This window comes from Clostridium sp., from assembly GCF_021443865.1.
Taxonomy (GTDB): domain Bacteria; phylum Bacillota; class Clostridia; order Clostridiales; family Clostridiaceae; genus Clostridium.
The window spans coordinates 1-22,546 of sequence record NZ_JABUTB010000019.1; the positions used below are offsets into that span (position 1 = coordinate 1).

Below are 22,546 nucleotides of genomic sequence, written 5' to 3' on the forward strand. Positions count from 1 at the left end.
ATTCAATATATATTGAATCATCCCCGTATCTATTGCTAGTTTCTTGTGTATTAATTCTCTTCCTTCTGGAGTGTACTTATTTATCTTCTTCTTTTTATACATTGGGTTTTTGTGCTTACAGTATCCTATTGGAACTAAAGCCATTTCATTGATAAATCGAAGCTGAGCACTTGCTCCATATTCTTCTTTAATGTAGGTTGATATATACTTACCTGTTTTCTTGATTCTTCTTTCCAATTTGCGGGATTTACATTTGTGCTGGATTTCATAAGCAATCTTTCCTAAATCTTCAGATATCATTGTTGCCATACTAAAATATTGGTGAATTCCAATAACCTTCGCATTATACGCATTAATGGCTCTTCCCGTATTGGCTGAACCTTCTGTGCGTTTTATTACATCAAGTGCTTCTTTAAGGTCTTTCCTTGTTCTATCATAGGCTTTATCACACATATGTGAGATAACTACCCATTTATCACCTTTTGGATATACCTTAAACTTTATTCCTAAGAATTCGGAGTATTCTTTTCTAAGATTTGTAATTTTTGATTTCTCTTCGCTGATTTCTAAATTAAGTCGCTTATTGAGAAAATCTTTTACCCCATAGAATACTCTTTCTGCACTATCATAATCATCACAAAATATCTTGAAGTCATCTGCATATCTTACGATAAAGCATTTCTTGAGATTACTTCTTTCCAATTTTCTGTATTTTACTACTCTATTGGTTCCTTTCCCATCAGGTCTTTCTTTTTCCACAAAATCATGTGCTGGGAAAAGTTCCCATTGGTTAGACACCCACCAGTCTAGCTCATTAAGAACTATATTGGATAACAGTGGTGATAAAATTCCTCCTTGTGGAGTCCCTTTATCACTTTCTAGGATAGTTCCATTAGGCATTTGAATTTCTGCTTTAAGCATCTTTGAAATAATAGACAAAACTCTTTTATCTCTAATTCCCATAGTCCACATTTGCTTTAAAAGTTTTCCATGGTTTACATTGTCAAAGAATCCTTTAATGTCTATATCCACTACATAGTGGAGCTTATACATCTGCATCATTTTATAACATTGAGCCATTGCATTTTCTACTGACCTATTAGGTCTAAAGCCATTACTTCTTTCAAAGAATTTAGCTTCGCATATTGGCTCTAACACTTGCAAGAAACATTGTTGGACTATTCTATCCCAAATGCTTGGAATTCCAAGAGGTCTCATCTTACCATTTGCTTTTGGAATCTCAACTCTTCTGACTCGCTTTGGATTATAGTTTCTAAGTTTATTCTGAACTATTCTTACAAACTGTTCTTCGTCAATTTTATTGATATCCTTTATGGTTAAACCATCCACTCCTGGAGTTTTCCCACCATCATTTTTTCTCATATTTCTGTAGGCAAGTTTAATATTATCTTCTGATGCAATTATCTCCATTAATGCATAAAACTTCTGGTTATTTATGCTGTCTGCATAAAGTTTGTCAAACACCTCAACCATATCGTAGTATTCCGCATTTCGGATTTTTCCTACTTTTAAACTTTTCTTGGTGATAGTCATCACTCCCTTGTTGTTATTCTTGGGAATGATTCTATTATTCTCATTAGAACCTATTACTTTAGCTATATTACTTATTAAGTTCCTAAACTCTTGACTAATGCCCATCCCTCCACAGTTTATTATCACTGCTTCTTAGGTACTATGGCATCACTTTCATTTGATTAAACAGATTTAGTAAAGATAATTGTCTTATTTATATTCTGACCGCTTCATAGATTAGCTACAATCTCCACGTATCAAACTTCCCACGTTCCGTTCTGATTATCCATTCTATATATCTTTAGGTGCTCTCTATGGTCCTGAACACTGGACGGTGCCTTTAACACCGTAAGGTATTTCATAACTGCAGATTTTTACTTTACCTCATGCTCACTCCTGATTGGAGTCCCTTATGTTTCCATAAGGTCTACGTCTAGTCCCGTACATTCGAGAGTTCGTCAGTAGGTAGTCAGCCTTCATTCTCACCATGGATATTTTATAGGACATCCGACATATCTTAAACCATGCCTTTTTAATTCCCTTTCATGCGGGCGGACTCTAGTCTCTTTTGTACCAACATTACTAATGAAATCTACTCTGGTTTAGGTTTAATTCTGCCGACTTCACCGAGCTTCTTACAAATATTATTTAGCTTTATATTTGCAAGTCGGAGTATTAATGAGAGTGTTTCAAGTCGTTACTCTATCATTCCACTCTTCATCAGAACAGTTCTCCTAATAAGAACATTCAAGTTCTATATTTAGTGCCTAACCTTTTTAGTTAGGAACGTGTCGCACCGCAATCGTAATCGCCATAAATAATAATCTTTTTATTGCTTAAGATTGCTTCTTTTATAATATTTACTCCCTTTTTCATATCCTTCATAAGATATCCATCATAAAGGTCTTCTACACTTCCTTGTAAGAACCTTTTAGCTAAGTTTATATCGTCAATCCCTCTATTAGCTAATAGCCTTAAAACTAAGGCATTTTCATCTAAAAATTCAGAGAGCTTAATAAAGCTCTCCTTTTTATTTACTAATATCCAATTCTCTTTCATATTTCACCTATTATTTAAATAACATTGCTTTTTTAATTTTATCAGCCTTTTCCTCTGAAATCTTAGACAATATTTCAAAAGCAAAAGGTATAGCTGCAGCAGGTCCTTTTCCTGTAATGATATTACCATCTACAACTACTAGGTCATTTTGATAATTACAATTGCCTAATTCTTCTTCAAAGCCAGGATAACAAGTTACATTTTTACCTTCTGTTATTCCTGCTTTTCCTAAAGCAATTGGACCAGCACAAATAGCACAAAGCCATTTATTATCTTTATTGAATTCTTTAACTAATTCAATAACTCTTTCATTATCTCTTAAGTTTTTAGCCCCTGGCATTCCACCTGGTAAAACCAAAAAGTCATAAGATTTAATTTCTTCATCCATAATGTTCTTATCTGCTTTAAGAGTTATGTTATGAGATGTAGTTACTTCATTTCCTTCTAAAGAAAAGGTATTGCATTCTATTTCTCCTCTTCTTAATATATCAACTACTGTTAATCCTTCTAAAGTTTCAAAACCATTTGCTAATAAAACTGCAACTTTCATTTAAATTACCTCCCAAAAATTATTTTTTATACTATGTCTTTGATTTCGTCATCTAAGACTATTGTCATTATACTGCTACCCTTACCTGCTCTATTTTGAAGTTTAATTTCTTGTAGAGAAATTTCTTTTCTATCTTTATTTTTACTAGTTAAAGTTATTGTATCATTACAAGTAATAGCTATTTCAGGTATGGACTTATCATTTCTATAACCAATTAGTTTTCCATAAATTACTTCATCACCTTCTTTTAAACTAATTCCAGTTACACCTGAAGCAATTTTTCCCATTGGATTTATATTATTTGATAAAAATTTAATTCCCATTCCTTTTTTAGTTATTATTATCATTTCTACATCATTTTCATTATACATCTCTATAGAAATTAATTCATCATTATCATATTTAAATTTATAGGAAAGTTGTACTAAAAAACTCCCTTCAAATTCTTTAAGAGAAGTTTTCTTTACCATACCTTTCTTAGTAAAGAAATATATATAGTCTTTTTCATTATAAGACTTAATTGACATTAGTTTTATAATTTTTTCGCCTTTTTCTAGACTATCAATTACTTTACTTAAAGGTATTTCTCCCTTACTTACTCCTGATAATATAAATGCAGGAACTTTAAGGACCTTAGCCATATTAGTAAATAATAATATATCACTTAAAGAATCTGTTTTAACTTTCAAGTCCTCATTCTTTCTTACTGTGTTGAAAGCTTTTATATTACCTTTTGAAGTTATACCAATATTAAATTCTGAATATTCCATCGTGTCAATATACTCTACTTTTTCAATTTCATCTCTTGAAGATAAATTAAACATTGATATAGGTAATATATTTCTTGGGGAATCTTCGATATTAGGAATTTGAAGATTAAAGCTTAATCCCTCTTTAGTATCAAATTTAATAAACTCTTTTATTTCTTCTTCATCTAATATAATCACATCTATAACTTCTTCGTTATCTTTTAACTTTAATGCTTGAAGCTTAGAATAGTTAGTTTGGAATTTATCTAAAGAACTTCTCTTAATTCCTCCCTTTGAAGTTATAAATTGAATATATTTATTAGGCATAAAGTTAGCTATTGATGTTGCATATATTATATTTTCTTCATCTAAGCTAAGAGCCTTTATAATACTATCTATTTTTTCTCCCTTGTCTTTCCACTTTGATTCTGTAATATTTATACCTTTTGTTTGATACATATTACCTTTGTTTGTGAATAAGACTATGTTTTCTGTAGTATTAGAATTAAATAAGAACTTTAATTCATCACCTTCTCTATACTCTATATCTCCTGGATTAGCATTTAGTCTATTATATGTCTTTAATGGAACTCTCTTAATAAAGCCATCCTTTGATAAAGTTACCATTACATCTTCAACAATTATAAGTTCTTCAACATCTATTTTCGCTTCATTATCATCACTTATTACTTTTGTTTTTCTTTTAGAGCCATACTTTTCTACAACTTCATTTAATTCGCTTTTAACTACCTTTAATAGTTCCTTTTCTTCAGATAGAATTTTCTTAAGCTTCTTAATTGTTTTCTCAAGTTCAGCATATTCCTTTTGGAATACCTTTATTTCAAGCCCTGTTAATCTATATAACATTAACTCTAGTATTGCTTCTGCTTGCAATTCTGTAAATCCAAAACTATTAATAAGATTACTTCCTGCATCTTTTTTAGATTTAGATTCTCTTATAGTCTTTATAATCTCATCTAAAACATCAATTGCCTTAATAAATCCTTCAACTATATGGAATCTTTTTTCTGCAATTTCTAATTCACGTCTAGTTCTTCTAGTAACTATTTCCTTTTGGTGATTAACATAGTGCGTTATTATAGTTTTTAGACTCATGGTTTGTGGTTTACCATTTGCTAAAGCTACCATATTAAAACTTAAGTTACATTGAAGATCAGTTCTTTTATATAAATATTTTAATACTTTATCAACAGACTCTTCATCTGCTGATTTTCTAAATTCTATAACAGATCTTACACCACTTCTATCAGACTCATCTCTAATATCTGTTATTGCTTCTAAAGCCTTCGCATGCTTTTTATCACCAGTCATCTCTGATATAGTTTGCAGAAGCCTTGCTTTATTTCTTCTAAAAGGGAACTCTGTGATAACTATTCCAAGTCTTCCATTATCAAGCTTTTCAATTGATGTCTTTGCTCTTAGAGTTACCTTTCCTTCACCAGTCTCATAAGCTGATAAAAGAGATTTTTCACCAATAAGTATTCCACCTGTAGGTAAATCTGGTCCCTTTATATGATTCATTAACTCTTTTGTAGTTATGTCATTATTATCTATATATGCTAGTACCCCTTCAGCAACCTCTTTTAAATTATGGGGTGGAATATTAGTTGCAAGTCCTACTGCTATACCAAAAGTTCCATTCACTAAAAGATTAGGGTATCTGCTTGGTAATACCTTCGGTTCTAATTCACTATCAGAATAGTTTGGCACCATATCTACAGTATTTTTGTCTATATCTCTTAACATTTCCATAGCTATTGGTGCAAGTCTTGCTTCTGTATATCTCATAGCAGCCGCTCCATCACCATCCATAGATCCCCAGTTACCATGCCCATCTATTAAAGTTTCCTTTGTTGAAAAATCCTGTGCCATAATAACCATAGCATCATAAACTGATGTATCGCCATGAGGGTGATATTTACCTAATATATCCCCAACTATTCTTGCAGATTTATAGTAAGGCTTATCTGGAAAGGCTTTTAATTGATAAGCTCCATATAATATCCTTCTATGAACTGGTTTCAGTCCATCTCTAACATCTGGTAAAGCTCTATCCTTCGCAACTTCAATAGCATAAGGCAAAAAGTTATCAGGCATTGCTTCTTCTAAAAGCACTGGAATTATATTATTATCCTTTGGTATTTCATTAACTTTCTTCGCCATATTCTTTCTCCAATTCTTAACTAAAATTCTCCGTATTTATACATATAAGCTTTTCTAGGTTCAACTATATCTCCCATTAATAATGAAACCATCTTTTCTGCTTTTGCTGCATCTTCAATAGTGACTTGAAGAAGTGTTCTAGTTTCTGGATTTAAGGTAGTTTCCCATAATTGATCAGGGTTCATTTCTCCAAGACCTTTATATCTTTGAATAAGCGCACCCTTTCCAACTTCCTTTTTAACACTTTCAAGTTCTTCATCACTATATGCATATTTATGAACTTCTTTTCCCTTAACTGTTTTATAAACCTTATATAAAGGTGGTTGTGCTAAATAAAGATGCCCATTAGCAATTAGTGGTCTCATATATCTATAAACATAAGTCATCCATAAAGTTCTAATATGATAACCATCAACATCAGCATCACTCATAATTATAATTTTATCGTATTTTAAATCTTCTTCTTTATAATTATCTAAAGTACCTGTCCCTAAGGCAGTATTGAAGATTTTTAATTCTTCAGAAGCTAATACATTCTCAAGCTTTTGCTTTTCTGTATTCATTATCTTACCCTTTGAAGGCATGATAGTTTGGAATCTTCTATCTCTTGCTTGCTTTGCAGAACCACCAGCTGAATCTCCCTCAACTACTATAAATTCATTAACGGTATTATCTTTTAACGTACATACTGCTACTTTACCTGCAAGAGGCGCTGCTCCTTTTCCTATCTTTTTCTTTTCTGCTTCATTTATCTTTTTAATTTTTTCTCTTCTTTGAGCAGCTTGAAGAGCATTATTTATTATCATACTAGCTATTTCTTTATTATCTTCTATCCATTCAATAAACTTAGTATAAGTTAAGTCATTCATCATAGTGTATGCTTCAGCAGATCCAAGCTTAGTTTTTGTTTGTCCTTCAAAAATCGGATTAGTTATTTTAATTCTTACTATAGCCGTCATACCTTCTCTTAAGTCATCGCCTTCAAACTCTTTATCCTTTTCTTTTAAAAGTCCAAGTTTTTTAGCACCTTCTTTAAAGGCTCTTGTCATACCAGTTTTGAATCCTGTTTCATGAGTACCTGCTTCAGTTGTAGGAATATTATTAACATAACTTGCTATATTTTCTGTTGTTGAATCGGTAAACTGAATACATACTTCTCCAAACATTTGAATATTATTTACTGTCTTTTCACCTTCAAAATAAATAGGTGTTTGATGAAGTGCTGTTTTACTTTCATTTAAATATTCTATAAAATCTAAAAGTCCTCTTTCAGAATAATATTCCTTTTTAAATTCTTCATCTTTCCTTAAATCTACTAATTCTAAATGAATACCTTTATTCTGAAAGGCTAATTCTTGTAATCTTTCATCAATTAAATCAACTTTAAAATCAATATTAGAAAAGATTTCTTTATCTGGCATAAATGTTACTTTAGTACCAGTTTCCTTGCTTTTCCCTATTATATCTAGCTTAGTAACTGGAGTACCTGGCATTTCCTTTTTTAGTTCTTTATCATATGTGTATTCAAATCTTTGCTTATATATATTGCCATTTTGATATACTTCTACTTCAAGCCAAGATGATAAAGCATTAACTACTGCCGCACCTACGCCATGCAATCCTCCAGAGGTTTTATAATTCTTATTATTGAACTTTCCACCTGTATGAAGTTCAGTAAATACCATTTCTACTCCAGACTTCTTCTTAACTGGATGTATCCCTGTTGGAATACCTCTACCATTATCTAATATTGTTATACTTTTATCTTTATTTATTATAATAGTGGCCTTGTTACCATAGCCATTTGAAATTTCATCTATAGAGTTATCTAAAATCTCCCATATACAATGATGTAATCCCTTTGTTCCTGTTGAACCAATATACATCCCCGGTCTAACTCTAACTGGTTCTAATTTTTCTAAGGAAGTTAAATCTGTAACATCATATCCCTTTACTAAATCTGTACTCATACAAACCTCCAAAATTTTTTTTGCTAACTAATATAAGTTTCTTTTTGCTTAGTTTAACCATCAACACTTATTATAATCTTTTTAATTCTATCATAATTAAACTACAAATAAAAATATAAATCTTTCTTCATCAAAAGTCAAACTAATGTTCGGTGTTTATGTGAAATTAAACTAAAACATTTTATTTCATAAAAAAAGACATAGCTTTCGCTATGCCTCATATACTATTAAACATCATATATTTCGATATTTCTTACATGCTTAGTTGGATTCCATTCCTTATTATTCTTTCTAAGCATACCTTCTACTGTTATTGGTATCCAAGTCAATGTATATAGTCCATATAATAAAAATCTAAAGAACATAATAAGTTTCTTTTTACCTAAGAATAATGCTGCTGCTAATAAAAATGCTATATTATAAACTAAATCTATAATTAACACTTGTATATAATTTTCAGCTTGAGTTGAAAATATAGGTAATACAAAAACATTTGATGTGTAGAATAGCACCATCCAGAATAGTCCAGAAGATATCTTCTTATCAAGTTTTAGCATTAAAGGCGTAACTATAAATTGGATAACACCTATTAGCTTAAATGTAAAATCACCTGTTAAATAACTAATAACAAATATATGACTTGGAGTCATACCTTGAATAAAGCTTAAAATAGTTGAAATACCAATCATTAATGTAAAGAAAGGTTGAATTACATATAAAGCACAATCTAAAACAAACCATTTTCTTTCTTTAAGACCTTTCTTTAATAACTTAAAGAAATATCTTGATGCTACATCTGTAAAACCTTGCATCCATCTTCTTCTTTGAACCCAAGATTGTTTTAAAGTTAATGGCTTTTCATCATAAATAATTGCATCATGGGCCCAACCAACTTTTTCACCATTTAATATTAACTTACAACTAAATTCTAAGTCTTCTGTTAAACAAGTTGCACCCCAACCAAATTCTTTTAATATATCTACATCTATTGCAAACCCTGTTCCACCTATTTGGTTAGATAGCCCAACATTTGATCTAGCTAATTGATACATTCTGTTTTGAGTCCAAAAGGCTATAGAATAAGAAGCTGATATCCATGAATCATTAGGATTTTTACTATCTATGTATCCTTGTACCACTTTATATCCTTCTAGCATCTTTGAATTTATTTCTTTGCACCAATTCTTTGAAACTAAATTGTCAGCATCAAAAATTGCTATTGCATCATATTTCTTTTGCATTTTAAAGATTTTATCGAACATCCACTCTAGAGCATATCCCTTACCTTTTTGTTCTTTATTGAACCTTTCGTAAACATATACTCCATACTTTCTTGCTATTTTTGCAGTATTATCAGTACAGTTATCTGCAATAACAAAAATATCAAAAAGCTCTCTTGGGTAATTTTGATTAAGCATACTTTCAATTAATTTACCAATTACTACTTCTTCATTATGTGCTGCCACTATCATTGCAAATTTCTTTGTTGGCGTATAATTTTTCTTTTCACTCTTTCTTTTAAATCCAAAGAACGCCAAGATAAAATAATACATCATTAATGCAAATACAACTAATTGAAATATAGCCGTTGTAGCAAAAATAATTTTTTCTCCCATCTAATTCACTCCTTTAAATAAAGGGTCTTCCTTAAAATATTACTACATTATAATTTCCCTCTAACATCAAATTAAATATTATTCTAATAACAACAAAAAATCAAGTACACAAATCTTAAAATTTAATTAATATTCTTTATGCCAAATTTATACCTATTTTCATTTTAATCTAACTGTCTAAATTTAATCTAACTGTCTAAAGTTATTATACCCCTATATCACTAAAAAACTTCATAAAAGTGCAAAAATTAAGAAGTTCTTAATATAAATATAAGAACTTCTTATATAAACTCAAAATAGGGGTTGCTATTTTTGAGATTTAAACTATTATACTATTCCTTGAGCCATCATTGCTTCTGCAACTTTTAAAAATCCTGAAATATTAGCTCCAATTAATATATTTCCTGGAACGCCATATTCTTCAGCAGCCTTTTTGGAATTATTATAAATATTAACCATTATTTCCTTAAGTTTTGCATCAACTTCTTCAAATGTCCAAGATAATCTCATACTATTTTGTGACATTTCTAAAGCTGAACAAGCAACGCCTCCTGCATTAGCTGCTTTAGCTGGTCCAAACATAACTCCAGCCCTTTGTAATTCTTCTATAGCATCTAAATTTGTTGGCATATTAGCTCCCTCTGAAACTACTTCAACTCCATTTTCAATTAAAATCTTAGCAGCTTCAATGTCTATTTCTCCTTGTGTTGCACAAGGAAGTGCTATATCACACTTTTCTTTCCAAATATTTCTAAATCCTTCTACATATTTGGCATTAGGAACCTTATCTAAATACTCTTTAATTCTTCCTCTTTTTATTTCTTTTATTTCTTTAACTATATCTAGATTAATTCCATTTTCATCATATATATATCCATTAGAATCACTTAAAGCTACTACCTTTGCACCTAGCTCTTGAGCCTTTTGACATGCATAGATTGCAACATTACCTGATCCAGAAATAATTACTTTTTTATCTTTAAAACTTGAATTGTTATCATTTAACATTTCTTCTGTAAAGTATACTAACCCATAACCAGTAGCTTCTGTTCTTACTAAGCTTCCACCATAAGTTAATCCCTTACCAGTTAGAACTCCTTGGTCGTTGGCATTTCTAATCTTTTTATAGTATCCATACATATATCCAATTTCTCTTCCACCAACACCAATATCTCCAGCCGGTACATCGGTATCTAAACCTATGTGCTTACATAATTCAGCCATAAAGCTTTGACAAAATCTCATTACTTCTCTATCTGATTTGCCCTTTGGATCAAAATCAGATCCACCTTTTCCACCGCCAATTGGTAGTCCAGTTAATGAATTCTTAAAAATTTGTTCAAAACCTAAAAACTTTATTATGCTTTGATTTACTGAAGGGTGAAATCTTAAACCACCTTTATATGGTCCAATTGCACTATTGAATTGTACCCTAAATCCTCTATTAACTTGTACTTTTCCTGAATCATCTATCCATGGAACTCTAAAGAATATTTGTCTTTCAGGTTCTACCAATCTTTCTAATATCCCTTCCTCTATATATTCAGGATGTTTGTCAAATACTGGTGTAAGAGAATATAGTACCTCCTTTACTGCATCTAAAAATTCACTTTCTCCATTATTTCTTCTTTCTACTTCACTAATTACTTTGTTAATATACCCTTTTCCTGACACCATTGCCACCTCTTTTTCAACTAATATATATATAATACAATAACGTATTATTTTTTACTATATCTTTTTAAAATATTCTGAATTTTTATTAATTTATTAAAATAATACAACATTTTATAATATTTTGCAAATATAAAATATTAAATTTATTTAAAAAAAGGTAGAATTAATATATTTCTACCCTTTTATGTATTTACTATTTGTTATTTTCAATTTCATTTATAATTTTATTAATTATCTTTATATTTGTCCCTTTACTATGGATATAAATAGGAATAGCTGTAATAATTCCAACTGCAGTTCCACATATAATATCCCACATTGTATCATTCAAACTATTATTTTGAGCTGATAGTCCAAATAATGAATCAGTGGTAAACTCCCAAATTTCCCATACTCCTGCAGCTGCTGTTGCAAAAAGAATTACAAATATAGCTGGCGTTAAAGGATTCATTTCCTTTCTAGAGATATCGTTAGTTATATATATAAATAGAATATAGCCAATTATGGCTATTATTGCTCCTGATAAAAGATGTAGAAATTTATCATAATTAGTTATCGAATAAAAATTCCATACACTTGCTAAATACATTGATAAAAATACAAAAAATATATTTATATAATAAATAGTTTTTGCACCCTTAAGGAAAGTTTTTATAAATGATAAATAAACTAATGCTACAGTGATAAAAGTTAAGCCTATTCTAAATAGTTTTTCTCCATCCCTAGCTAAAAAATCATAAATAGCAGTTATAATTAGCACTACTGTAAATATTATTGCAACCATGAGTTCTCTGTTACTTCCTTTTTCCTTCATAATAACCACTCCTTTCTATTAGTAAAATCACTATTATAATATTATAACTAAAAATCTAATATAATTCTTTTTCATTTCTTAATATTAATTTAATATTAATTTATTAAAGATTTTTTATTAGATAAAACAAATGATATTAAAGCTCCAGTTAGCAGCCCTCCCATATGGGCAAAATTATCTATATTAGGTATTGTTATTCCTATTATTACATTTAACCCTATGGTTTCTAATATGTTTTTCACATATCCCTTGCCTATCTTTTTTCTTTCCTTAATTCCAAATACAAGCATAGCACCTAAAAGTCCAAAAATAGCACCTGAAGCACCAACGGATATACTATTAGGCTTAAATAGATAGCTGAAAATGTTCCCTCCTAAGGCTGACATAAAGTATATTATTAAAAACTTTTTGCCACCGTAAACTCCCTCAACTTCTCTTCCAATAATATTAAGAGCACTCATATTAAAGAATATATGAAGTATTCCTCCATGTAAAAAGGCTGCAGTAATAAGTCTATAATATTCTCCTTCATTTATAAAATCATTAATCTTAGCTCCCATATATGCTAATGTATAAATATCTATATCAAAAAAATTACCAGAAATAAATATTTCAATTAAGAAGATAAGTATATTTATTAGAATTATACTATAGGTAAATTTATAATCTTTTATTCCTTTACTTTTTTTGCCATCAGTCTTTACTATATAATCTATTACTGGTATAAAAACTTTTGAGCCTTCACTACAATAAATTACTTCTCTTTCTTTCAAGGAAAAAACTAATTTATTGTAATTGTTATCCCCATAGCTTATATAATCCCCTGATGCTAGTACTATTAAATTAATAATAAAAGGTTTATTTAAGGTTTTAGATAGATATTCTTTAGCTTCGTTATATATAATATCCTCTTCAGAATCTCTCACAACTATAACAGCTACATAGGCTTTATCTATATCTAATAGAGCTAACCATTTTTCCTTATTATTATAATCACTATGGTATTCCTTCATAAAAAACTTCATTTCTTTAGTTAAAACATTGAAAAACACTTTTTCAAACTTATCCAAATAACATCCCACCCTTCACCTATATATTAATGGGGTGTTGTATAATTATAATTTATGCAACACCCCAAATTAATTAGTTTATCTCTTTATCTAACATATCTAGTAATTCATTAAATCTTTCTATAGTTGCTTCTAAAGGCTTAGAAGTAGTCATATCAACTCCAGCATTCTTTAGAATTTCTATTGGGTAATCGCTTCCACCACTCTTTAAGAAATTAATATACTTCGGAACTGCATCCTTCTCTCCTTCAAGTATTGCTTTTGCAAAAGCAGAAGCAGCTGCATAACCAGTTGCATATTGATAAACATAAAAATCTGAATAGAAATGTGGTATTCTCGCCCATTCTATATCAATTTCATCATCAACTATCATATCTGGTCCAAAATACTTAACATTTAGATCATGCCAAGCTTTATTGTAGTCTTCAGCAGTTAAAGGAGTCCCCTTTTCTAAAGACTCATGGGTATAAAGCTCAAATTCAGCAAACATTAGTTGTCTAAACACTGTAGTTCTTATTTGCTCTAATTCTTGATTAATTAGGTATAACTTTTTATTCTTATCTTCTTCTTTATTTATTAAATAATGAATTAATAATGCTTCATTAGTTGTTGATGCTACTTCAGCACAGAATAATGTATAACCAGCATAAATATATGGTTGCTCTTTTCTTGAATAATATGAATGTATTGAGTGGCCCATTTCATGTGCTAATGTTGATACATCATGTAATTCATAATTATAATTTAAAAGCACATATGGCATAGTTTTGTAGCCACCCCAAGAATAAGCTCCGCCTCTTTTCCCCTTATTTTGATAAATATCTATCCAACCTTCTTCTACTCCTGATTTAAATATATCTAAGTATTCATCTCCTAAAGGATTTAATCCTTCAATAACCATATCTACCGCAGTATTAAAATCTATATGCTCCTTAGGTATTTCAATAACCGGAACATATAAATCATACATATGCATTTCATTAAGACCTAATAGTTTTTTCTTTAATGAAACATATCTATGAAGAGATTTTAAATTGTTATCAATAGTATTAACAGCATTTTTATATACTTCTACTGGTATATCATTTGGTTTTAAAGAAGATTCAAGAGCAGAATTATATTTTCTTATTTTTGCACCAAAATTAAAGTTTTTAATTGAACTGCTTAAAGTTGTTGCAAAAGTATTTTCTAAATCCTTGTATCTACCAAATAAAGTTTCAAAGGCTTCTTTTCTAACATTTCTATCCTTACTCTTTATAAATGCAGAATAATTTCCTTCTGTAAGCTCAACCTTTTCCCCATCTTCATCTATAATATCACCAAATTTCATATCTGCATTAGTTAACATATTATGAATTGATGATGGAGCATCTAAACAATCAGAAACTGAAGCTAAAAGTTCTTCTTCTGATTTAGTTAATATATGTGGCTTCTCCTTTAAAATATCTTCAAACATAAATTTATATTCTTTAAGGTCTTCATTATTATTTATTATATCTCTTATAAGACTTTCATCTTGGCTAAGTATTTCTGGAACAAAATAGGCTGTAAAGGATGCAAATTCAGCCATATATGCATCTACTTTATTCATCATAGCTTGATATTTAGAATTTGAAGTATCTTCATCACATTTTAAATGTGCATAAATATATATAGTTTCAGCTTTAATTCCTAAATCTACATACTTATCTAAGAAAGCCTTTATATTTTCTTTATTATTTAATTTTCCTTCAAAATCCTTAAGTGATGGAGCTTCTTCTTTTAACTTTTTAAAAGTTTCCTCCCATTCACTATCACTATTAAATATCTTATCTAATTTCCATTTATACTTATCTTCTATTTCTTCTCTTTTTTTCAATACCTTTAAATCACTCATAATCTACGCCTAAAATCGGCACTCCTTTCTAAATATATTCTTCTTCTTTTCCTTCAATAGCCTTAAATACATCCTCCATAGCTGATTCTATTAAGTTTACACACTTAGTTACTCTTTCCTTCATAAACTCATAATCATCTACATAATTAAATTTAATTAAAAAAGTTGGATTGTATTCATCTAATACGTCTTCTATCTCAAATTCTTCCTTAACAAAGGCTTCATAATTAAATAAATCGTATATAGCTGAGTATTCCCATTCTTCTACATCTTTATTTGTATCAAACAACAAATTAACTTCCCCATCTATAACAAATAATTTTTTTACAAACAAAGCTCCTTCAGAAACTTGAAAACTACCTAATTCTTTTGTTACGAATCCTGTATCCTTATCTTTTTCCATTAATACTAAACTCGAAAAATCCATTTATATGTCCTCCAAATCTTTACTTTTGTATTTAATATATATATATTATATGATTTATTCATATTATATAGCAATATATGTATTTATTCTATGTGTCAAAATATATTATTTTGATAATAATACTTAATATATTCTTATCATATAAAAAGTATTTATTGCAAATCATTTGCATTATCATATATAATTAGTCTAGAATGTTTAGGAGATGATTAAATGATTGATATTAAACAAATTCGTGAAGCTTTGCCACACCGTTACCCAATGCTTTTGGTTGACCGTGTGCTTGAAGTGAGTGACGATGAAATTGTTGCAATTAAAAATGTGACAATCAATGAGCCGTTTTTCAATGGTCATTTTCCAGAATATCCAGTAATGCCAGGCGTTCTTATTATGGAGGCTCTTGCGCAAACTGCTGGTGTTTTGGAACTTTCAAAAGAAGAAAATAAAGGGAAACTAGTTTTCTACGCTGGAATGGATAAAGTTCGTTTCAAGAAACAAGTTGTTCCAGGTGACCAATTGGTGATGACAGCAAAATTTGTCAAACGTCGTGGTACAATTGCTGTAGTTGAAGCAAAAGCAGAAGTTGACGGGAAATTAGCAGCTTCTGGCACATTGACATTTGCTATTGGCAGTTAAGAAGAATAGTAGTTTAACGTAAACTGTGACAACATAAAGAATTTTGACAAGGGTTGCAAAGATGCAATTCCTGATAGGAGGATAAAAGCAGACGTATGTTTAAAAAATTATTAATTGCCAATCGTGGTGAGATTGCGGTGCGTATTATTCGTGCAGCGCGTGAATTGGGAATCAATACGGTAGCTGTCTATTCTGAAGCGGATAAAAATTCTTTGCATACAATTTTGGCTGATGAAGCAATCTGTATCGGTCCAGCTCGTTCAACCGATTCTTATCTTAATATGAATGCTGTCTTGTCAGCTGCTATTGTGACAGGAGCGCAAGCCATTCACCCAGGTTTTGGTTTTTTAAGTGAAAATTCAAAATTTGCTACCATGTGTGAAGAAATGCACATCAAATTTATCGGTCCTAGTGCTGAAATCATGGATAAAATGGGTGATAAAATCAATGCTCGTGCTGAAATGATTGCTGCAAACGTACCTGTTATTCCTGGTTCTGACGGTGAGGTATTTACTGCAGAGGAAGCACTTGAAGTGGCTGATAGACTTGGTTATCCTGTTATGCTAAAAGCTTCTGCTGGTGGCGGTGGTAAAGGAATTCGAAAAGTCGAATCTGCAGAAGAACTTGTACCTGCCTTTGAATCAGCTTCACAAGAAGCTTTGGCGGCTTTCGGTAACGGTGCTATGTACATCGAAAAAGTCATCTATCCAGCTCGACACATCGAAGTTCAAATTTTAGGTGATTCTCATGACAATGTCGTTCATCTTGGTGAACGTGACTGCTCTCTTCAGCGTAATAACCAAAAAGTTTTAGAAGAAAGTCCATCAGTTGCCATTGGTAAAACCTTGCGTGCTCAAATTGGCGATGCCGCTATTCGTGCCGCAAAAGCAGTTCACTATGAAAATGCAGGTACGATTGAATTCTTGCTTGACGAGAAAACATCAGAATTTTACTTTATGGAAATGAACACACGTGTTCAGGTAGAACACCCTGTCACTGAGTTTGTTACTGGTGTTGATATTGTTAAGGAACAAATTCGTATTGCAGCAGGTCAACCATTATCTGTGACACAAGATGATATTACAATCACAGGTCATGCGATTGAATGTCGTATTAATACTGAAAATCCGAAATTCAATTTTGCACCGAGCCCTGGTAAAATTACAGATTTGTATTTGCCAAGTGGTGGTGTTGGATTACGTGTTGATTCAGCTGTTTACAATGGTTATAGTATTCCACCTTATTATGACAGTATGATTGCTAAAATTATTGTTCATGGTGAGAATCGATTTGATGCTCTGATGAAAATGCAGCGTGCCCTTTATGAGTTAGAAATTGAAGGTGTTACCACAAATGCAGAATTCCAAATGGATTTAATTTCAGATGAGCATGTCATCGCTGGAGACTACGATACGTCATTCTTGATGGAGACTTTCTTGCCAAATTATAATAAAGAAAATGATTAGGAGATTTCATGGCTTTATTTAGTAAAAAAGATAAATACATTCGAATTACTCCCAATAACTCCCTAAACCAATCAGCGCCTCGTGAAGTACCAGAGGTACCTGATGAATTGTTTGCAAAGTGCCCAGCTTGTAAGCATATGATTTATCAAAAGGATTTAGGAGTGGCAAAAATTTGTCCAGCTTGTTCTTATAATTTTCGAATTTCTGCCAAAGAGCGCTTAGCTATTACCGTAGATGAAGGAAGTTTTGAGGAACTCTTTACTGGGCTACAAACGCAAGACCCTCTTAAATTCCCAGGTTACCAAGAAAAATTAGCTAAAATGCGTGAAAAAACTGGACTTGATGAAGCTGTTTTGACTGGTAAGGCTTTGATAAAGGGGCAAAAAGTGGCGCTTGCCATTATGGATTCAAACTTTATCATGGCATCAATGGGGACAGTTGTTGGTGAAAAAATAACACGCTTATTCGAATTAGCAATTGGAGAAAAACTACCTGTTGTCATTTTCACAGCATCAGGTGGCGCTCGTATGCAAGAAGGTATTATGAGCTTGATGCAAATGGCAAAAATTTCAGCTGCTGTTAAGCGTCATTCTGAAGCTGGTCTGTTTTATTTAACGATTTTGACCGACCCTACAACGGGTGGTGTGACAGCAAGTTTTGCTATGGAAGGTGATATTATTATTGCCGAACCACAAGCTTTAGTCGGCTTTGCTGGACGACGTGTTATTGAAACGACTGTTCGAGAAAACTTGCCTGAGGATTTTCAAAAGGCAGAATTCCTCTTGGAACATGGCTTTGTTGATGCGATTGTTAAACGCACGGAAATGCCAGATGTTATTGCCAAATTAGTTGCGTTTCATGGAGGTGCTAAATGAGTAGCGATGTATCAAGAATATTGAAAGAAGCGCGTGACCAAGGACGTTTGACAACCTTGGAATACGCTGAACTCATTTTTGATGATTTCATGGAACTTCATGGCGATCGTCATTTTGCTGATGATGGTGCCGTTGTTGGCGGTATCGCACGCCTAGATGGTCGTCCTGTGACAGTTATTGGTATTCAAAAAGGAAAAAATTTACAAGAAAATCTCAAACGCAATTTTGGTCAACCAAATCCAGAAGGTTACCGTAAAGCATTACGTTTGATGAAACAAGCTGAAAAATTCGGTCGTCCTGTCGTTACGTTTATCAATACAGCGGGAGCTTATCCTGGTGTTGGTGCTGAAGAACGTGGGCAAGGGGAAGCCATTGCACGCAATCTACTTGAAATGAGCGACCTTAAAGTGCCAATTATCGCTATTATCATTGGTGAAGGGGGCTCTGGTGGTGCTCTTGCACTCGCTGTAGCTGATAAGGTTTGGATGCTCGAACACAGCATGTATGCGATTTTGAGTCCAGAAGGCTTTGCCTCTATTCTTTGGAAAGATGGCTCTCGTGCGACAGAAGCCGCTGAATTGATGAAAATCACAGCTGGTGAGCTTTATAATATGGGAGTAGTTGATAAAGTTATTCCCGAACATGGCTATTTTTCAAGTGAAATTGTTGAAATGATTAAAACAAATCTAATCACTGAATTAGATGAGCTTAGTCAACTACCATTGGAACAACTCCTTGAAAGTCGTTATCAACGTTTTAGAAAATATTAAAAAATCCCGCTTGTGCTAGCCTCAAATCCTGAAAAATTTCTTGGTTTGAGGATGGTTCAAGGGGATTTTTATTGTATTTTGGTTTCTTTAGTAAAAATACCTGCTAGTCAGTTGGCTAGCAGGATAATTTATTATTTAGGTGAGATGACTTCAGCTTCACCCATGTATGGACGAAGAACTTCTGGAATTGTTACAGAACCGTCTTCGTTTTGGTAGTTTTCAAGGATTGCAGCGACTGTACGTCCAACGGCAAGACCTGAACCGTTAAGTGTGTGAAGAAGTTTGACTTTGCCGTCTACTTCGTCACGGTAACGGATTTGGGCACGACGGGCTTGGAAATCTTCTGTATTTGAACAGCTTGAGATTTCACGGTAAGTATTTTGTGCTGGAATCCAAACTTCTAAATCATAAGTTTTAGCAGCTGAGAATCCCATATCGCCAGTACAAAGTGTGATAACACGGTATGGCAAACCAAGTTTTTGAAGAATGTTTTCAGCGTTAGCCACCATTTTTTCCAATTCGTCGTATGATGTTTCTGGTTTAGAGAATTTCACCATTTCAACTTTGTGGAATTGGTGAAGACGAATCAAACCACGTGTGTCACGACCAGCTGAACCAGCTTCTGAACGGAATGATGGGCTCATTGCTGTGAAGTAAACTGGAAGTTCTTTACCGTCAAGGATTTCACCACGGTAGTAGTTTGTAAGTGGCACTTCCGCAGTTGGGATAAGAACGTAGTCAGAGTCAGCTAATTCAAATGTGTCCTCTTTGAATTTTGGATATTGACCAGTACCGAACATTGAGTCATGGTTGACCATGTAAGGTGGGATAACTTCTGTGTAACCTTCTTTAGCGTGTTCATCCAACATAAAGTTGTAGATAGCACGTTCTAGGCGAGCACCAAGTCCTTTGTAGAAAAGGAAGCGAGAGCCAGTAACTTTGGCACCACGTTCCCAGTCAAGAATACCAAGGTCTTCACCAAGATCCCAGTGAGCTTTGATGTCAAAGTCAAAGTCACGAGGTGTTCCCCAACGGCGAACTTCTACGTTTTCATCTTCGTCAGCACCGACAGGAACATCAGCGGCTGGGATATTTGGAAGTGTAGTTGTGAATTCGGCTAATTTGTTATCGATTTCAGCTAATTCAGCGTCAGTAGCTTTGATATCTGCTGACAATTTTTGCATTGCTGCAATTTGTTCAGAAGCGTCTTCTTTGTTACGTTTTGCTTGAGCGATAGCGGCAGATGCTGTGTTGCGTTCAGCCTTAGCTGATTCGGATTTGACAAGCAATTCACGGCGTTTGTCGTCAAGTTCTTTTAATTCAGCTAATTTTTCAGCAGCAACGCCACGTGTTGCTAATTTTTTAGCGACTTCGTCAAAATCGTTACGAATACGTTTGATGTCTAACATAGTTTTCCTCCAGTAGTCTTCAGCGTTCATATGGCTAAATAAAGCTCAGATGAACAAAAAGCACAGCATGTAAACTTGCTGGAGCGCAATCGCGCGGTTCCATCCAGCTTCACATCCTGTGCACTTAATTTTCTATTTTTAAATGATATAACGGTAGAATTTCGGAATTATCACTCTATCTGCTCACAGCAACCGCAGACTTTCTGAAAGAGCTCCACTCTTACTTATCCGTACTCTTTATTATACTAGATTTATTTCCTTTTGACAAATCTTGATAGTCTTTTAATAATGGTTTGAATCAAGGTTAGCATACGGACAACTTTGTCGTTTCCGATATGTTGGCGAGCTACTTTTAGAATCTTTCCTGAATCTTTTGAGGCAAAAAGAAATTTACCTTTGTCAGTAAAGACTTCAAAGTGACGGCTGACTTTATTGCGAGAAACATTTGCTCCGATTTTTTCAATATTTTCCCAAGGAATTTGAATGTAATCTTCAACATTAGTATCGCTGTAAAATTCTAAGCCTTTATTTCCTAAAAGAAATTTGCCAACTTTTCCCCCCATACCGAGGTAAGAAACACCAGTAGTCGTTAATTCTACCGTAGAATTAATTGATTGTGCCATGTCATCTCCTCTGATAAGCTTTTAGTCTATTATAACATAATAAAAAAAGAAGGACCGAAATCCTTCCTTTCTTTTATTACATGATTCCGAAGAAGCGAGCGATGATACCAACGATGAACAATCCAATGATGATTGTGATTGGTGAAACTTTTTTCTTAAGCAACCACATACAGAAGAATGTGAGAAGAAGTCCCATCAAACCAGGAATCAATGAGTCTAATTGACTTTGAAGGGTATTAGTTTGTGTAGAAGTCAAGCTAAGTCCGTTAGCGACATCACCAAGAATACCTTGAAGTTCAGTACCTGTTACGTTTCCTTTAGGGAATTCGATGTAAGCACCTTCTGACAATTGAGTTGCAGGAAGATCAACAGTAAATGTAATTGATACCCAACGTTCAACCAAGACAGCAAGGATGAACATACCAAGGATTGAAGCACCTTTAGTGATTTTTTGGATAATACCACCTGAAAGGTCTTTAGTGATTTCAGAACCAGCTTTATAACCAAGCTCTTGAGTGTACCACAAGAATGCCATACGAATGATGTTCCATCCAAAGAAGAATAGGAGTGGACCAACAATGTTACCTGCCATAGCAAGTGAAGCACCAAGGGCACCAAGGATAGGACGAACAGTAAACCAGAAGACTGGGTCACCGACACCAGCAAGAGGTCCCATCATACCGATTTTAACCCCTTGGATAGCTGTGTCATCAATTTCAGCACCATTTGCGCGTTCTTCTTCAAGGGCAAGAGTTACACCGATGATCGGAGCGGCAACGTATGGGTGAGTATTGAAGAATTCCAAGTGACGTTCAAGAGCAGCAGCTCGGTCTTCTTTAGATGTATAAAGTTTTTTGATGGCAGGGATTAAAGCATATGCCCAACCTAAGTTTTGCATACGTTCGTAGTTCCAAGAACCTTGAAGGAAAGTTGAACGCCACCAAACTTTTTGACGGTCAGATTTTGATAATTGAAGTTTTTCAGTCATGTTTGTGCCCCTTTCTAGTAGTCTTCTAGGATATCGCCAATTGGGTCACCAGAACCTGAAGCAGTTCCGCCACCGTTTCCACCTTTTTCTGAAAGGTTAAGGTAGATGAAGGCAAGGGCAACACCGATTGTACCAAGTGCGATAAGAGTAAGATCAGAGACAGCTGCTACTGCAAAACCGATAGCGAAGAATGGCCATACTTCACTTGTAGCCATCATGTTGATAACCATAGCGTAACCTACGGCAACAACCAT

Annotated in this window: 19 protein-coding genes; 4 read left to right on the forward strand and 15 right to left on the reverse strand. The window is 32.8% G+C overall.

The annotated features are described in order from the left end of the window. The 11 genes from ltrA to HUJ77_RS05060 form a co-directional block, all read right to left on the reverse strand. A partial coding sequence (gene ltrA / locus HUJ77_RS05010; protein WP_291707487.1) for a group II intron reverse transcriptase/maturase occupies positions 1-1,659 on the reverse strand: 1,659 nt, incomplete at its 3' end. A 654-nt stretch (positions 1,660-2,313) separates the two neighbouring features. Continuing rightward, a complete protein-coding gene (locus tag HUJ77_RS05015; protein WP_291707488.1) occupies positions 2,314-2,592 on the reverse strand; it encodes a hypothetical protein in 279 nt (92 codons plus the stop codon). A gap of 10 nt (positions 2,593-2,602) precedes the next feature. After that, positions 2,603-3,142: a DJ-1 family glyoxalase III gene (locus HUJ77_RS05020; protein WP_291707489.1), complete on the reverse strand. Its 540-nt coding sequence runs from the start codon at positions 3,140-3,142 to the stop codon at positions 2,603-2,605. Between the two features lie 26 nt (positions 3,143-3,168). Continuing rightward, positions 3,169-6,075 carry a DNA topoisomerase IV subunit A gene (locus HUJ77_RS05025; protein WP_291707490.1) on the reverse strand — a complete coding sequence of 969 codons (2,907 nt, stop codon included), beginning with the start codon at positions 6,073-6,075 and terminating at the stop codon, positions 3,169-3,171. Between the two features lie 20 nt (positions 6,076-6,095). Then, complete coding sequence (locus HUJ77_RS05030; protein WP_291707491.1) at positions 6,096-8,045, reverse strand: DNA topoisomerase IV subunit B; 1,950 nt, start codon at positions 8,043-8,045, stop codon at positions 6,096-6,098. 227 nt (positions 8,046-8,272) lie between these two features. Further along, complete coding sequence (locus tag HUJ77_RS05035; protein WP_291707492.1) at positions 8,273-9,661, reverse strand: glycosyltransferase family 2 protein; 1,389 nt, start codon at positions 9,659-9,661, stop codon at positions 8,273-8,275. Between the two features lie 327 nt (positions 9,662-9,988). Beyond that, the gene (gene gdhA, locus HUJ77_RS05040) at positions 9,989-11,335 is read right to left on the reverse strand and encodes an NADP-specific glutamate dehydrogenase (protein WP_291707500.1); all 1,347 of its coding nucleotides are present in this window, start codon (positions 11,333-11,335) and stop codon (positions 9,989-9,991) included. Between the two features lie 196 nt (positions 11,336-11,531). Continuing rightward, positions 11,532-12,152, reverse strand: coding sequence for a hypothetical protein (locus HUJ77_RS05045; protein WP_291707493.1), 621 nt, complete (start codon positions 12,150-12,152; stop codon positions 11,532-11,534). A gap of 95 nt (positions 12,153-12,247) precedes the next feature. Continuing rightward, positions 12,248-13,222, reverse strand: a complete 975-nt coding sequence (locus tag HUJ77_RS05050; RefSeq protein WP_291707494.1) for a rhomboid family intramembrane serine protease — start codon at positions 13,220-13,222, stop codon at positions 12,248-12,250. A 73-nt stretch (positions 13,223-13,295) separates the two neighbouring features. Further along, the gene (gene pepF, locus HUJ77_RS05055) at positions 13,296-15,098 is read right to left on the reverse strand and encodes an oligoendopeptidase F (protein WP_291707495.1); all 1,803 of its coding nucleotides are present in this window, start codon (positions 15,096-15,098) and stop codon (positions 13,296-13,298) included. Positions 15,099-15,126: 28 nt separating this feature from the next. Continuing rightward, positions 15,127-15,525, reverse strand: a complete 399-nt coding sequence (locus tag HUJ77_RS05060) for a DUF6762 family protein (RefSeq protein ID WP_291707496.1) — start codon at positions 15,523-15,525, stop codon at positions 15,127-15,129. A gap of 213 nt (positions 15,526-15,738) precedes the next feature. Between HUJ77_RS05060 and fabZ the strand changes: the two genes are divergently transcribed. The 4 genes from fabZ to HUJ77_RS05080 all read left to right on the forward strand — a co-directional run bounded on the left by fabZ (position 15,739) and on the right by HUJ77_RS05080 (position 19,272). Continuing rightward, the gene (gene fabZ / locus HUJ77_RS05065) at positions 15,739-16,161 is read left to right on the forward strand and encodes a 3-hydroxyacyl-ACP dehydratase FabZ (protein ID WP_009853419.1); all 423 of its coding nucleotides are present in this window, start codon (positions 15,739-15,741) and stop codon (positions 16,159-16,161) included. Positions 16,162-16,256: 95 nt separating this feature from the next. Further along, positions 16,257-17,627, forward strand: a complete 1,371-nt coding sequence (accC, locus tag HUJ77_RS05070; RefSeq protein ID WP_291707497.1) for an acetyl-CoA carboxylase biotin carboxylase subunit — start codon at positions 16,257-16,259, stop codon at positions 17,625-17,627. An 8-nt stretch (positions 17,628-17,635) separates the two neighbouring features. Next, positions 17,636-18,502 (forward strand): acetyl-CoA carboxylase, carboxyltransferase subunit beta, encoded by an 867-nt coding sequence (gene accD / locus HUJ77_RS05075; RefSeq protein ID WP_074658683.1) that lies wholly within the window; start codon positions 17,636-17,638, stop codon positions 18,500-18,502. Then, complete coding sequence (locus tag HUJ77_RS05080) at positions 18,499-19,272, forward strand: acetyl-CoA carboxylase carboxyl transferase subunit alpha (protein ID WP_291707498.1); 774 nt, start codon at positions 18,499-18,501, stop codon at positions 19,270-19,272. Before accD ends, HUJ77_RS05080 begins: the two co-directional genes overlap by 4 nt. 131 nt (positions 19,273-19,403) lie before the next feature. Here the strand turns inward: HUJ77_RS05080 and serS are convergent, their stop codons facing one another. The 4 genes from serS to HUJ77_RS05100 all read right to left on the reverse strand — a co-directional run. Then, positions 19,404-20,681: a serine--tRNA ligase gene (serS, locus tag HUJ77_RS05085; protein ID WP_269725124.1), complete on the reverse strand. Its 1,278-nt coding sequence runs from the start codon at positions 20,679-20,681 to the stop codon at positions 19,404-19,406. Positions 20,682-20,932: 251 nt separating this feature from the next. Next, positions 20,933-21,304 carry a DUF956 family protein gene (locus HUJ77_RS05090; protein WP_269725125.1) on the reverse strand — a complete coding sequence of 124 codons (372 nt, stop codon included), beginning with the start codon at positions 21,302-21,304 and terminating at the stop codon, positions 20,933-20,935. Between the two features lie 76 nt (positions 21,305-21,380). Further along, a complete protein-coding gene (locus tag HUJ77_RS05095; RefSeq protein ID WP_061459034.1) occupies positions 21,381-22,292 on the reverse strand; it encodes a PTS system mannose/fructose/sorbose family transporter subunit IID in 912 nt (303 codons plus the stop codon). A 14-nt stretch (positions 22,293-22,306) separates the two neighbouring features. Further along, positions 22,307-22,546: PTS sugar transporter subunit IIC (locus tag HUJ77_RS05100; RefSeq protein WP_291707499.1), on the reverse strand; the 240-nt coding region annotated here is incomplete at its 5' end.